The organism is Occallatibacter sp. (genome assembly GCF_049582745.1).
Taxonomy (GTDB): domain Bacteria; phylum Acidobacteriota; class Terriglobia; order Terriglobales; family Acidobacteriaceae; genus Telmatobacter.
Genome location: NZ_JBAUUO010000160.1, coordinates 14,763 through 27,756 on the forward strand (window position 1 = coordinate 14,763; position 12,994 = coordinate 27,756).

General features: G+C 58.2%; 11 protein-coding genes. 8 read left to right on the forward strand and 3 right to left on the reverse strand.

The annotated features are described in order from the left end of the window. Nucleotides 1-2,202, forward strand: coding sequence for a S9 family peptidase (locus tag WCA10_RS22825; protein WP_472824840.1), 2,202 nt, complete (start codon nucleotides 1-3; stop codon nucleotides 2,200-2,202). Nucleotides 2,203-2,324: 122 nt separating this feature from the next. Continuing rightward, on the forward strand, nucleotides 2,325-2,861 hold the full coding sequence (locus tag WCA10_RS22830) for a regulatory protein RecX (protein ID WP_472824841.1): 537 nt from the start codon (nucleotides 2,325-2,327) through the stop codon (nucleotides 2,859-2,861). A 148-nt stretch (nucleotides 2,862-3,009) separates the two neighbouring features. Here the strand turns inward: WCA10_RS22830 and WCA10_RS22835 are convergent, their stop codons facing one another. Together WCA10_RS22835 and WCA10_RS22840 are read right to left on the reverse strand one after the other, a co-directional pair. Beyond that, nucleotides 3,010-3,939: a gluzincin family metallopeptidase gene (locus tag WCA10_RS22835; protein ID WP_472824842.1), complete on the reverse strand. Its 930-nt coding sequence runs from the start codon at nucleotides 3,937-3,939 to the stop codon at nucleotides 3,010-3,012. Between the two features lie 86 nt (nucleotides 3,940-4,025). Then, nucleotides 4,026-4,331, reverse strand: coding sequence for a putative quinol monooxygenase (locus WCA10_RS22840; RefSeq protein WP_472824843.1), 306 nt, complete (start codon nucleotides 4,329-4,331; stop codon nucleotides 4,026-4,028). A 95-nt stretch (nucleotides 4,332-4,426) separates the two neighbouring features. Here WCA10_RS22840 and alaS point away from each other — a divergent pair, with 95 nt between their 5' ends. Then, nucleotides 4,427-7,366 carry an alanine--tRNA ligase gene (alaS, locus tag WCA10_RS22845; protein WP_472824850.1) on the forward strand — a complete coding sequence of 980 codons (2,940 nt, stop codon included), beginning with the start codon at nucleotides 4,427-4,429 and terminating at the stop codon, nucleotides 7,364-7,366. 45 nt (nucleotides 7,367-7,411) lie between these two features. Here alaS and WCA10_RS22850 read toward each other — a convergent pair whose 3' ends face one another. Beyond that, nucleotides 7,412-8,257, reverse strand: a complete 846-nt coding sequence (locus WCA10_RS22850) for a hypothetical protein (RefSeq protein WP_472824844.1) — start codon at nucleotides 8,255-8,257, stop codon at nucleotides 7,412-7,414. A gap of 746 nt (nucleotides 8,258-9,003) precedes the next feature. Here WCA10_RS22850 and nusG point away from each other — a divergent pair. The 5 genes from nusG to WCA10_RS22875 all read left to right on the forward strand — a co-directional run. Further along, on the forward strand, nucleotides 9,004-9,633 hold the full coding sequence (nusG, locus tag WCA10_RS22855) for a transcription termination/antitermination protein NusG (protein ID WP_472824845.1): 630 nt from the start codon (nucleotides 9,004-9,006) through the stop codon (nucleotides 9,631-9,633). 338 nt (nucleotides 9,634-9,971) lie between these two features. Beyond that, a complete protein-coding gene (locus WCA10_RS22860) occupies nucleotides 9,972-10,562 on the forward strand; it encodes a TetR/AcrR family transcriptional regulator (RefSeq protein ID WP_472824846.1) in 591 nt (196 codons plus the stop codon). Nucleotides 10,563-10,682: 120 nt separating this feature from the next. After that, nucleotides 10,683-11,672: an NAD-dependent epimerase/dehydratase family protein gene (locus WCA10_RS22865; protein ID WP_472824847.1), complete on the forward strand. Its 990-nt coding sequence runs from the start codon at nucleotides 10,683-10,685 to the stop codon at nucleotides 11,670-11,672. A gap of 56 nt (nucleotides 11,673-11,728) precedes the next feature. Then, nucleotides 11,729-12,508 (forward strand): WecB/TagA/CpsF family glycosyltransferase, encoded by a 780-nt coding sequence (locus WCA10_RS22870; protein ID WP_472824848.1) that lies wholly within the window; start codon nucleotides 11,729-11,731, stop codon nucleotides 12,506-12,508. Nucleotides 12,509-12,556: 48 nt separating this feature from the next. Further along, the coding region (locus WCA10_RS22875; protein ID WP_472824849.1) for a 2-dehydropantoate 2-reductase N-terminal domain-containing protein at nucleotides 12,557-12,994 on the forward strand (438 nt) is incomplete at its 3' end.

Sequence of the window (12,994 nt, forward strand, 5' to 3'; positions counted from 1 at the left end):
ATGCATAAGTTCATCACCGCCCTCCTCCTCGCCGCCACTCTTGCCCCAGCCCAAACCAAACGCCCCATGACCTTCGAAGACATGATGCACATGAAGCGTCTAGGCTCGACAGCCGTCTCCCCCGACGGCAAATGGCTAGGCTACTCCGTCACCAGCGTGAACCTGGACCAAAACACTAAGACAACGGAGTTGTGGCTGCAGCCCATCGCCGGCGGCGACCCCATCAAACTAGCCGTAGCCCAGCCCGGCGACGACGGCCTCCAGTTCTCCCTCGACAACAAGCGCATTCTCTTCACCAGCAGCCGCGAGGGTGGCCAGCAGGTCTGGCTAGCCGACTTCGACTCCGCCACCGGCGCGACCAGCAATTTGAAAAAACTGACAACCATCGCTACAGAAGCCGACAACGCCAAATGGTCGCCTGATGGCAAATTCATCGTTTTCACCTCCGCCGTCTATCCCGACTGCCCCGTCATGACCGAAGCCGACGCCACCGCCGGAAACAAGTGCAACGCGGACCGCGACGCAGCACTGGCCTCCAGTAAAGTCAAGGCGCAGATTTTCACTCATCTGCTCTATCGCCACTGGAACCACTTCACCGGCGACAAGCGTTCCCATCTCTTCCTCGTTGCAGTCGACTCACAAATCGTTCGCGACCTCACGCCCAACGATCCCCACGACGTTCCGCCCTTCTCCCTCGAAGGCGGCGGCGGATTCGCTATCTCTCCCGACTCGAAGGAGCTGGCCTTCACTGAGAACCTCGACGAAGAGCCCGCCATCAGCACCAACGCCGACATCTTCACCCTCGACCTCACCAACCCCGCAGCCAAGCCGGTCAAGGTAAGCACATCGAAAGGCGGCGACTTCAACCCCGCCTACTCCCCCGACGGCAAATACCTCGCCTGGCGCAGCCAACTCCGCCCCGGCTACGAAAGCGACAAATTCCGACTCCTCCTCTACGACCGCGCCGCAAAGACAACCAAAGACCTGCTGCCAAAATTTACCAAGTGGGTCGACGAATTCGTATGGTCAGCGAATTCAAAGTGGATTTTCGTTGCAGCTGGATCGGAGGGTGGGACAGCTCTTTACTCTGTTGGTTTGGAAGGAGATCGTTATAGCCCAATCATCGGGGAAGCACCGAAAGATGAACCGCTGTCAGGCCAAAATCTACTCGGAGAGTTCAACGGCCTTTACGCAATGCCTTCAGATAAAGGGCTCTTGGTCGCCGTTCAGATGAAGGTTGATCGACCAGCAGAGGTGGTAAGAATCGATCCTTCTCCTACAATCGTCGAGGGGCGCGATGCAAAGGGCCGATTTGGTGAGTGTTGTCTAGTGGCTGATGTATATCGACTGACTCACCTCAACGACGCTCTCCTAGCCCAACTCGACCAAGCCCCGCTCGAGTCCTTCTGGTTCCCCGCCGCCGACGGCACCAAGGTCCAAGGCTTCCTCATCAAGCCCCCCGCCTTCGACCCCAATAAAAAATACCCCGTCAAATTCCTGATCCACGGCGGCCCGCAGGGCGCGTGGGGCGACTCCTGGTCCTACCGCTGGAACGCCGAACTCTTCGCCGCCAACGGCTACGTCGTCGTCATGATCAATCCCGGCGGGTCAACCGGCTACGGTCAGGCCTTCGTCGATCGCGTCAACGGCGACTGGGGCGGCAAGCCCTTCACCGACCTCATGACCGGACTGACCTACACCGAGCAGCATTACCCCTTCATCGACAAAACCCGCGAGTGCGCTCTCGGCGCCAGCTACGGCGGCTACATGGCCAACTGGGTCCTCGGCCACACCAACCGCTTCAAGTGCATCGTCTCCCACGACGGCATGTTCAACGCCGAATCCGCCTTCGGCTCCACCGAAGAAGACTGGTTCAACATCTGGGAGTTCAAAGGCCATCCCTGGGACTACTACGGCAAACCCGATAGCGAGAATCCCTTCCGTAAATGGTCCCCATCGCTCTCCGCCAAAAACTTCAAGACGCCCACGCTCGTCATCCACAGCCAGCTCGACTACCGCCTCGACGTCAGCGAAGGCTACCAGCTCTTCGACACCCTCCAGCTCCTCCACGTCCCCAGCAAAATGCTCTACTTCCCCGACGAAGGCCACTGGGTCCTGAAGCCCCAGAACAGCCAGCTCTGGTGGAAAACCGTCAACGACTGGGTCGACCAGTGGACAAAACCGAAAGAGCAGGGGCAATAAAAGACATAAATCACCCGACAAACCCGGGTGCCCCATTCATGACGCAGTTTTATCGCGTCATGAGTGGGATTGCACGAACCCCGCCCGGCTTCACTTCAACTGAACTACACTGATCGCATCCCGTGAAGCCCAAGCCGCACCTCAACGAATCCGGCCTCTACGACTACGCCATCAAGGCCCTCGGCCGCCACATGCGCACCGAGGCTGAACTCCGCCGCCTCATGCGCATGCGTGTCGAACCCGGCGATCGCGGCACCGCCATCATCGACGCCACCATCGCCCGCCTCAAGGAAAACGGCTACCTCGACGACGCCGCCTACGCCGAGATTTACGCACGCCTTCGTCAGCAGAATGAGAAGCTCGGCCAGCGCCGCGTCAGCCAGAACCTTACCCAGAAAGGCGTCTCGCGGCAGATCATCACCGACGCCGTCGAAGCCCGCTACGCCGACACCGACGAGGAAGCCCTCGCCCGCCAGCACCTCGACCGCAAACGCATCCGCAAACCCGTAAATGAAAAAGAAACGGCCCGCGTCATGCGCCGGTTAGTAGCCGCCGGCTTCTCCACCAGCGTCATCTACAAAATCCTCCGCCAGTGGAACATCCCCGACGAATCCCTCTCCGCCCTCGACAACCTCGAAGAAGACCCCAAATGCGAATAAATTCCGATCATCTGCAAACAATAACGCGCGTGTCATCCTGAGCCTGGGTGCCCCATTCATGACGCAGTTTCATCGCGTCATGAGTGGGATAGCACGAACCCTCTCTCGGCCCCGTTCGGATGGAGCATGGGCCTTCAGGCCCGGGTGATCAGTCATGCGCAATCGCCTCACGTACCTTCGCCAGCGGCGCGCCATCCACAAATTCAACCGCACCGCCGTTCCATCGAATGCCAAGCTCCTCCCAAAGCTTATCCAGGTCCACCGTCACCGGCGCATCCTTCCACTGCGCATACTGCTCGGTCAGCACGTGCGTTCCCGTCGCCTTGTCGCCAATCGACAGCGCCTTGTCCAGCGGCCACTCATGATCGATGGTCCCGCCCTGCGCCACGATCGCCCGCAGCGCATCTCGCAGGCCCTTCTTGTTGTGCGTCTCTCGGCGAATCTCCACATCCGCCACGAGGCAGAACATCGCCCCGCCCCAGTACGTGCGTCCCCAGCTATGCGTATGGTCCAGCCCCTGGTCGCTCTCGACGGGCTCGCCCTTGTGCATGTCGCGCACCATGTCGTGCCATATCTGCTCGGGCTTCAATTCTCCCGACTCCACGCGCGCAATCGGCTCGACGTACGTGGCCAGCCCCTCTTCCATCCAATGCTGATCGTCGGGCAGCGAAGGGAACGCCATGTGATCGAGTTCATGCGTCATCATCCAGTCGTCTTTCAGATCATCCGTCGTCGCATGCTGCCCAATGCGGAATCGCGTCATGCCCGGCCATCCCGCCATGTCGCCCCACGTCGTTCCCTGCACAATGCCGCTTCGATCCGGCACAGGCACAATCAGCACCCGCGCGCGCTCAACAGGGAAGCGGCCATAATACTCAGTAATCGCCGCAGCCGCAGCCTGCACATGCCCAAAGATGGTGTCCTGCGACAGGTCCATCGGCCCGGCGGCGAAGTCAACCTGCACTGTGCCGCCGCCAGTTTTCAGCTCCCGCGATGCCACGATCGTCAGATTATGCCCCGGCTGCGCAGCCGCCATCGCAGCCATTCCAAGCCATGCAGCAAGGCCAGTCTTCAACAAAGCACGCCGATACATCCGGCCCCGCCGGTAAGCATCCATGCTTTATTCGACGGCAAACTGCGATCGCGGGCTGCAGCCTGTGAAAACTACGCGCCCGGAGCCTTCGAAGCCAGAATCTCCGCCTTCTCCACCTGCGGCGCCGTCGAAAACAGCTCTTCCGCCTTCGCAAAGAGCGCCTTGGCGATGTCGCCCGTGAGGTGGGCGTTGCGGCCGGCTTCGTCTTTGAAGGTGTCGAAGATGCCGAACTTGTTCGGCCCCAGTTTTATGGCGTACCAGGTGCTTGTGCCGGCCTCACGTACGGCCAGCGGCTGTGCCGATTTCAGAAACTCCTCAACTTCTTTTTCCTTGCCCGGCTTTGCTTCGAGTAGCGCAAGCAACGCGAATCTGTCCATTGACCTCTCCTGTTGACGCACTCATGAGATGCAGATCCAGCCGATTTGTTACCGGTTTTCTGTCGTTCGGGCTTGCCGATTACACTGGTAAAGACATGCAATTCCGCACGGGAAACGAAATTCGCGAGCTGTTTCTGCGCTTCTTTGAGACCAAGGGCCACCGCCGTGTGCACTCTTCGTCGCTGGTGCCTGCCAACGATCCCACACTGCTGTTCACCAATGCGGGAATGAATCAGTTCAAGGACCTTTTTCTGGGCGCGGAAAAGCGCGACTACTCCCGCGCGACCACGAGTCAGAAGTGCGTCCGCGCCGGCGGCAAGCATAACGACCTTGAGAATGTCGGCTTCACCCGCCGCCATCATACATTCTTTGAGATGCTGGGCAACTTCAGCTTCGGCGACTACTTCAAGCGCGACGCCATCGCCTTCGCCTGGGAGCTGGTCACCAGCCCCGAGTGGTTTGGCATCCCTAAAGACCGTCTCTATGTCACCATCTTCGAAGGTGCCGACGGTGTTCCCCGCGACAACGAAGCCGAGCAGTTCTGGATCGAGACCGGCGTCCCTAAAGAGCGCATCTTCCAGTACGGGCTAAAGGATAACTTCTGGCAGATGGGCGAAACCGGCCCCTGCGGCCCCTGCTCCGAAATCTTCTACGACATGGGCCTCGAAGCCGCCGAGACCCCCGGCGTCGATCTGCCCTTCGGCAAAGACGAAGCCCGCTACGTCGAAATCTGGAACCTCGTGTTCATGCAGTTCGACCGGTCAGCCATCGTCGATCCCGCCACCAAGGCAACCACCTACAAGCTAACCCCGCTCCCCAAGCCCTCCATCGACACCGGCATGGGCCTCGAGCGCGTAGCCGCGGTACTGCAAAACAAGATCAGCAACTTTGAGACTGATTTGTTTCGACCCCTAGTCGATGAAGCTTGGGACCTGATTCGTGAGGGTGACGACTCTTGGATGATGATCGAAGGCCTTTCAGATCAAAAGAAAGCCTCGCTTCGCATTATCGCCGACCACTCGCGGGCAACTACGTTCCTCATCAACGACGGCGTCTTGCCTTCGAATGAAGGCCGCGGCTATGTACTGCGCAAGATCATGCGCCGCGCCATCCGCCATGGGCGATTACTTGGGCTGGAGAAGCCGTTCCTCGGCCAGATGGTCTACGCCGTCCGTGATCTGATGCAGCGTGCCTATCCCGAACTGATCGAATCCGCGCCGCGCATCGTCAAGGTGGTCGAAGCCGAGGAAAGGCAGTTCGACCGTGTGCTCAAGATCGGTCTCAACGAGCTCCTCCAGCAAATTGCTGCCGATCCTCGGTCGAGAGAGTTCTATAGAGAACACTGGCCAGATGGAGACAACGCTGAAAAGGCATACCGGACCGCCTCTTCCGTCCTCACCAATCCGAGGTTGACTACGGCGCCCGAGTCTCTTTCTCTGAGAACGCTGCTTACCAAGGCTGCAGACGAGACGGGTGCACCAATCGGGCCGCTTGCCGTGAATTTGATCGTCTCAGCGTTTGATGAATCGCGGTTTACAGGAAGAAGGGCCTTCCACCTGTACGAAACCTTCGGCCTTCCGCGGGACTTCATGGTTGACGCAGCCCGCGACGCAGGCATTGCCTTCGACCAAGAGGGCTTTGAGCGCGCCAAGGAAGAAGAACAATCCCGCGCCCGCGCCAGCTGGAAAGGCGGCAGCCAGAAATCCGCCAGCCCCGTCTTCCGCGATCTCGCCAAGACCGACTTCCTCGGCTACAAGCAGCTCAACGCCAACGACGCCGAAGTGCTCGCCATCGTCAAAGACGGCGCCGGCGTGCCTTCAGCTAAGGCCGGAGATCAAGTAGAAATCGTCCTCGACCACACCAGCTTCTACGGCGACTCCGGCGGACAGGTCGGCGACACCGGCTGGTTCACCTCAGCAGACGGCAACACCACCATCGCCGAAATCACCGGCTGCGTCCTCCCCGTGCAGGGCGTGCGCGCACACAAAGCCATCCTCAAGCAAGACATCGCTGTAGGTGATCACGTCAACACCGTCGTCGATGGCGTGCGCCGCGACAACATCAAGCGCAATCACACCGGCACGCACCTGATCCACGCCGCGTTGCGCCAGGTGCTCGGCACCCACGTCAAACAGGCCGGCTCCGCTGTTCACCCCGACCGTCTCCGCTTCGACTTCTCCCACTTCGCCCAGGTTGCCGACGAAGAACTGCAGGAAGTCGAAGACATCGTCAACCGCGAAGTCCTCGCCAACGCCAAGGTAGAAACCCTCGTCGACGTTCCCATCGAAGTCGCCGTCAACGAGTATCACGCCATGGCGCTCTTCGGCGAGAAATACGGCGACAAGGTCCGCGTAGTGAAGCTGTCTGACGGCTTCTCGACCGAACTCTGCGGCGGCACCCACACTGCCGCTACCGGCGAAATCGGCCTGCTCAAGCTCACCGGTGAAAGCGCCGTTTCTTCAGGCGTGCGCCGCGTCGAAGCCATCAGTGGATTAGGTTCGCTCGACACCTTCCGCCGCGACTTTGAAGTGGCCAAACTCGCCGGCCAGTACGTTCCCTCGGTCGACAACCTGACCGAAGGCCTCCGCGCCAAATTTGCCTCTCAAGAGGACGAACTGAAGCGCCTGCGCCGCGAACTCGAAGAAGCCCGCATGAAGTCCGCAGCTGGCGGCCTCGACGAAGCAGTCAGCCGCGCCACCGATGTTAAGGGCGTAAAAGTCCTCACCCACCGCGCCGATTCGCTCGAACGCGGTCAACTGCGCACGCTGGTCGACAACCTCAAGCAGAAGCTGGGCGAAGGCGTCGTCGTGCTCGCCTCCGCACAACCCGAAGGCAAGGTCGCCATTATCGCCGGCGTCACGCCCGGCCTGATCAAGCGCATCCAGGCCGGCAAACTCGTCGGCGCAGTTGCAAAGTTCGTCGGCGGCTCAGGCGGCGGCAAGCCTGATATTGCCGAAGCCGGCGGCAAAGACCAGTCGCAGATCGATGCAGCGCTGCACGCTGCTCCCAATGTCGTCGCTGAACTGCTCGCCTGATTTGCGAAGCAGCGTCTTGATGGATTCACGGTAGGCCGGAATCGATCAGAACCTCCGGCGCGGCAGGCTGAAGGTGTAGGCGACGCCGCCTTCGACGACGGGATAGATATGGTACGGGGCAACGTCCTTGTTCCACGTTACCAACTGCGCCGCGAGGGCATCCGCAAAACCGGGATACGTGGCTGCGGGCTGGCAGTTGATTCCTTGGTCAGAACATATTTGCCCTCTGAGATCAAAAGTTGCGTGAGGAGTATTGATGAAGGCGACTCCAGCTTCGAACGGGAAGCTGAAGTGTTTCTCTGAGCGGGAAACAATCCGGCCGTATCCTGCCGTGAGCAGAAACCCGCTCCCGCCGAGTGTCAGCCTTCCGGTACCGTGCACAGGGTCGGCGTTGTCTGATGTCCAGTCGATATTGTTGATCGTGAATACCGCGTTCTGGTTGGCTTTTAGCTCTGCACGAAGCCGGTCGCCGTTGTAAAAGAGATATCCGGCACTCAAACGGAATGGCTTGTGAAATGGGTAGTAGTCTGTTGACGCACCCATGTTCACAAATCCCATATTCAGTCGAATCCGGAAATCTCTCTGGGAAAACTGGTAGGTGTTTACTGAAATGTAATCGCCGAGCACACGCAGATCCAGATGCGGACTGAGATTGGTAGATATCTGTTCGCCAAGTCCGAGCGGAGAGGCCGAAACGAAGAGACTCAACCTTGTAAATCGCTCGATGCGATAGGCTGAGGGTTCGACTTGGCCGCCCCCGCTTGCGCCAAAGCCCCGATTAGGACCGGATGAGCCGTCGGAAAAGAGAGTTGGGTTGGCATCTGCTTGATTGCCTTGCGCCGCCGCAAGGGTTGCAATCAGCAAGCTACATGCGACAAGAGCGGTTCTCAATCGTGAACTCCAAATCTTGAACTTCGGTCGCAGTGAGAATCGCGAGTGGAATCGGCGTCGGCTCGGGTCTCATCGCCTCGTACTCAGGTTTTGATGCTTGAACTCTCGCCTGCGGGCATCGAGTGTAGCCTGCCCCGCTTGGACTGAATCGAAACAAAATCGGTTAGCGGATCGAGAGAAGATAACTCCGCGGGCTTTGCTTCAGTCTGCTCATCATAGGAAATACATTCAAACCCGTGTATTTGCGTCGGGTTAGCCAAGAGATCAAGACCCCCAATGAATCGTGCGCCGAGTCAAGCAGGATATTTACCGAGAGATAAACACAACCGCGCATATTCGCTCAAAAGTAATCATGCGAACCGTTAAGAATAGGGCACATCTGAAATCGAAGGTAACGTCGTCACCGTGGATCTCTTCTGATTTTGACATCGCAATGAAATTGAGCGGATGCTTTTGGTGCAATCCTTACGGAAAAGGTTGCCTGCTCCTGAAATGTTTGCAGGCGCTTGCACTGAAGCGTTTTACAGATTGGCATGGGTACTTAAATGCGGCTTGCTTTTAACTCGATATTCGCGTATTTGCTGATATATTGAATGCATCGGCAACCATGTCGGTGCCCGTGTACAGCGCAAATTGGATGGAAGCACTTGCTTTCATCCTTCCCTACCAACTCCTCAAATTGTTGCTTTGAACAAATTCTTACTGCCTTGTGAAATACCTGCACCCCAAGTGAGGATGGCGAAGCCTTGCAAAGAAGCGCTCTTGAGGATATCCGAGTCATAGCTCCCGGAGTCGACGATTGCGCGGAAGTAACCAGTTCTTCGCGCTGGTTCGCACTCTATACAACTTCCCGTCACGAAAAACGCATTGCGCAGCATTTGGGTCAGCGCGAAATCGAGCATTATCTTCCGCTGTATCGGTCCGACCGGAAATGGCGCGACGGGTCGCGGGTGACGTTGGACTTGCCGCTCTTCCCCGGCTATATTTTTGTGCGTATTCAGCGCTCGCAGCGTGTAAGCGTTTTGAGTGTTCCTGGGGCTCTGGCCGTGGTGGGAGGGACCGGAGGTGAGCCTGCGCCGCTTCCCGACGGTGCGATCGAGGCTTTGCGAACCGGCCTTCTGGAGCATCGGGTTGAACCGCATCCTCTGCTGCGCGTCGGACAGCTTGCGCGCATTCGCGCGGGTGCCTTTGCCGGGATGGAAGGCGTCGTGGTGCGGAAGAAGAGCGGTTTCAGGGTTGTCTTGACGATCGATCAAATCATGCAGAGCGTGGCTGTCGAATTGGACGAAGAAGACGTGGAGCCATTGACCGGGGAGAAAAGCAGCTCCGGCGGCCTGCTTGAAATCGGCCATCGTCTCTGCGTGCAGGGTTCGTAGTTCGCGGGCTTGGAAAGCAAGCAGTCTTTACGCCCATCTGATGCAGTAAACGCTTGTTGATAATTGTGGTCTTTCCCAGGTTGGAACTGCGTGAATACGCCGGAAGTGAGTCGGCGTAAACCAGAATCCTCGAGAAAGTTTCGTCGGCCGCCCTCAGAGCGGCACGCACGAGAAACTGCATTTCACCCCCGGCTTGCAGTGCTCTTAGCGCTGGTGTGGTCTCTGCTTTGGCGAAAACGGAAATCACGGCAAGCATCTCCCTCGGCGACCCGCATCGATCAGGAAAGAAGCAAGCGGTTTTGACACCTTCCAGCTTAAGACAGGCGGCAAAAGAAACTATGACTGGAACAGCAGGCTCTACAAGAGGCAGCGCGGAAGAGCGCATTCTGACCACTGCTGCGTCGCTGTTTGCCCAATTTGGCTACAACGGAGTGAGCACGCGCGAAATTGCTTCGGCCGCGGAAGTAAATGAGGTAACAATTTACCGGCATTATCCCCGCAAGCGCGATCTTTACGTCGCGGTACTCGGAGCAGAGTTACAGCGTGTTCAACTGCGCGGCGAATTGCTTACGCGACTGGCTGAAGCGCAGAACGGGCGTACCGCCCTTGCGTGCACGTTTGAATTGATTGCCACAACCCTCCAGCAGCAGCCGCAGTTGCTGCGCCTTTTGCAATACAGCGCCCTGGAACTGAGCGAAGATCTCGACCCGCTTCTGCGCAGGCACCTGGGCGAACTTGTCGAAGTGGTCACCCGGTATCTTGAGCCTTGGATCCAGCGTGGCGAGTTGCGCTGCTCCAATGCCAAAACGCTGGTGCTCACCCTGATCGCAATCGTTCTGAGCCGCGGTCCTCTGCGGCGCGTGTTTCTCGGCGATGCCGAAAATCTCAATTCCTTGTTTGAAACCTATTCAGAGTTTTGCCTCGCTTGAGGAACGAGCCGCATTTCCGCGTGTGAGCCGTGCTTGCATAATCGCTTCAAACGGGAACCAGTCCTGAAAGAGTCATAGGCGTTCGCCGTTCGAAGAGAACAAAAAGGAGCCATAAGGCTGATGGATCTCAAAGGTAAAGCTGCAGTTGTTTGCGGTGGCGGAGGATTTATAGGGGGCCATCTCGTACGCAGCCTTCTTGATAACGGAGTCAATGTCATTCGCGTTGTCGACGTGAAGCCGATGGATGAGTGGTACCAGGTCTCTGCTGACGTCGAAAATGTGGTCGCAGACTTGAAGGATAAGGATAGTTGCTACGCGGCGGCCAAAGGAGCCGAAGTCGTCTTCCAGCTTGCTGCCGACATGGGCGGTATGGGATTCATCGAGAACAACAAGACGCTTTGCATGCTCAGCGTGCTGATCAACACGCACATGCTGGTTGCGGCGCGCGATTGCGGTGTCCAGCGCTTCTTCTATTCTTCGTCGGCCTGCGTGTACAACGGCGAAAAGCAGAAAGATCCCCGTGTAATTCCGTTGAAAGAGTCGGATGCGTATCCCGCCCTTCCCGAAGACGGTTACGGATGGGAGAAGCTCTTCAGCGAACGGATGTGCCGCCATTTTGAAGAAGACTTCGGAATGCAAAGCAGAATTGCGCGGTACCACAATGTCTACGGGCCCCATGGCACCTGGACCGGCGGGCGCGAAAAAGCTCCGGCTGCGATCTGCCGCAAGGTGCTTGAAGCCAAGCTGTCGGGCAAGCACGAAATTGAAATCTGGGGCGACGGCAACCAGACCCGCAGCTTCATGTACATCGACGACTGCATGAAAGGTACACAGGCCATCATCGAGAGTGAGATCCACGAGCCGCTCAATCTCGGATCGAACGAACTCGTCACGATCAATCAGCTTGTGGACATTGTGGAAGAAATTGCCGGCGTGAAGCTCAAGCGCCGCTACAAACTCGACGCGCCGAAGGGCGTGAACGGACGCAACAGCGACAACACCAGGATTCTCGAGTACCTGGGTTGGCAGCCTTCCATCCGTCTCAAAGACGGCCTCGCAAAAACCTATGAGTGGACTCAGAAAGAGATTCTCGCCCTTGCTCGTGCCTGAGCACGTTTTGAGCGGGCGCCCAATCAACCGGCAACACACCACCGGAGAGATACAAGATGAGCGAATCCCTGAACGAACGGCAAATCCTGGGAGTGAATTTTTACATTGGCGATGTGCAGGGCGCGATCCGGCGTCTTGAGCGCGGCGGGCTGCTCGTGGTGCCCTCCGCACCGTCGTTGAAAGATGTCGCGAGGAACGACGAATACCGCGAGGCGCTGACGAACGCGGACCTGGCGATTGCCGATTCGGCCTTCATGGTGATGGTCTGGAATTTCCTTCAGGGCGACTCCATCACACGGCTGTCAGGGCTCAAGTATCTGAAAGGACTGCTGCAAGAGGACGACGTGCGTGCGCCTGGAAACACCTTGTGGATAATGGCCGGCAGCGTCAGTTCACAGAAAAACCTGGACTGGCTCCGGTCGAAGGGGATCGAAGTACCACAAAAGTGTGTCTACCAGGCACCCATGTACGGCAGTAAAGTAGAGGACAACGAACTCATTGAAAGGCTGCATGCTCTACGGCCGAAACACGTGGTAATCACGTTGGGCGGCGGTACGCAGGAGCGGCTCGGGCTTTACCTGAAGCGAAACTTGGATTTTCTTCCGACGATTCACTGCATCGGGGCAGCGATCGCATTTCTCAGTGGCGACCAGGTGCGCATTCCGGAATGGGCTGACCGGTTTTATCTCGGCTGGCTGTTCCGTTGTATGTCGTCACCCCGACGCTACGTTCCGCGGTACTTTTCCGCGCCGCAGCTGGTTCCGCTTCTCTGGCGCTATCGAGATCAGCTTCCGGTGTCCGATGACAGCGAACACGCGTTGACGCAAACGGACTAGCGGCTGCCGGCGAGATTCCTTGACGTGTCAAGAGGGGTGGACTGACTGATGAAGCCGAAAAGTGGGCCGGTAAACATTGCCGTGGTAGGTTCGGGCTACGTGGGCCTGGTTGCTTCGGCTTGTTTTGCTGAGATTGGACATCGTGTGGTCTGCGTCGACAACGATGAATTCAAGGTACGCAGCTTGCAAGCGGGCGGAATTCCGATTCATGAGGAGCACCTGCCCGAGCTTCTCGCGCGCCACCGCGGCCGGTCGCTGGAGTTTACCTCGGATCTGCGCGCTGCTGCGCAGTCGGCGCAGGCCATCTTTATCGCCGTCGGCACGCCGCAGAGCGAGACCGGCAGCGCCGATCTCTCCTTCGTGGATGCCGTGGCAAGCGAAATCGCGCGCTCCGTCGACTCCTACAAGGTGATCGTCGAAAAGAGCACGGTTCCCGTCTACACCAACGAGTGGATCCGGCGTGTGATCGAGCGAAATGGGGTGCCG

Coding starts and splice junctions, on each gene's coding strand:
- WCA10_RS22825 (WP_472824840.1), top strand. CDS start 1: ATGCATAAGTTCATCACCGCCCTCCTCCTCGCCGCCACTCTTGCCCCA.
- WCA10_RS22840 (WP_472824843.1), bottom strand. CDS start 4,331: ATGGACAGATTCGCGTTGCTTGCGCTACTCGAAGCAAAGCCGGGCAAG.
- alaS (WP_472824850.1), top strand. CDS start 4,427: ATGCAATTCCGCACGGGAAACGAAATTCGCGAGCTGTTTCTGCGCTTC.
- WCA10_RS22860 (WP_472824846.1), top strand. CDS start 9,972: ATGACTGGAACAGCAGGCTCTACAAGAGGCAGCGCGGAAGAGCGCATT.
- WCA10_RS22865 (WP_472824847.1), top strand. CDS start 10,683: ATGGATCTCAAAGGTAAAGCTGCAGTTGTTTGCGGTGGCGGAGGATTT.
- WCA10_RS22870 (WP_472824848.1), top strand. CDS start 11,729: ATGAGCGAATCCCTGAACGAACGGCAAATCCTGGGAGTGAATTTTTAC.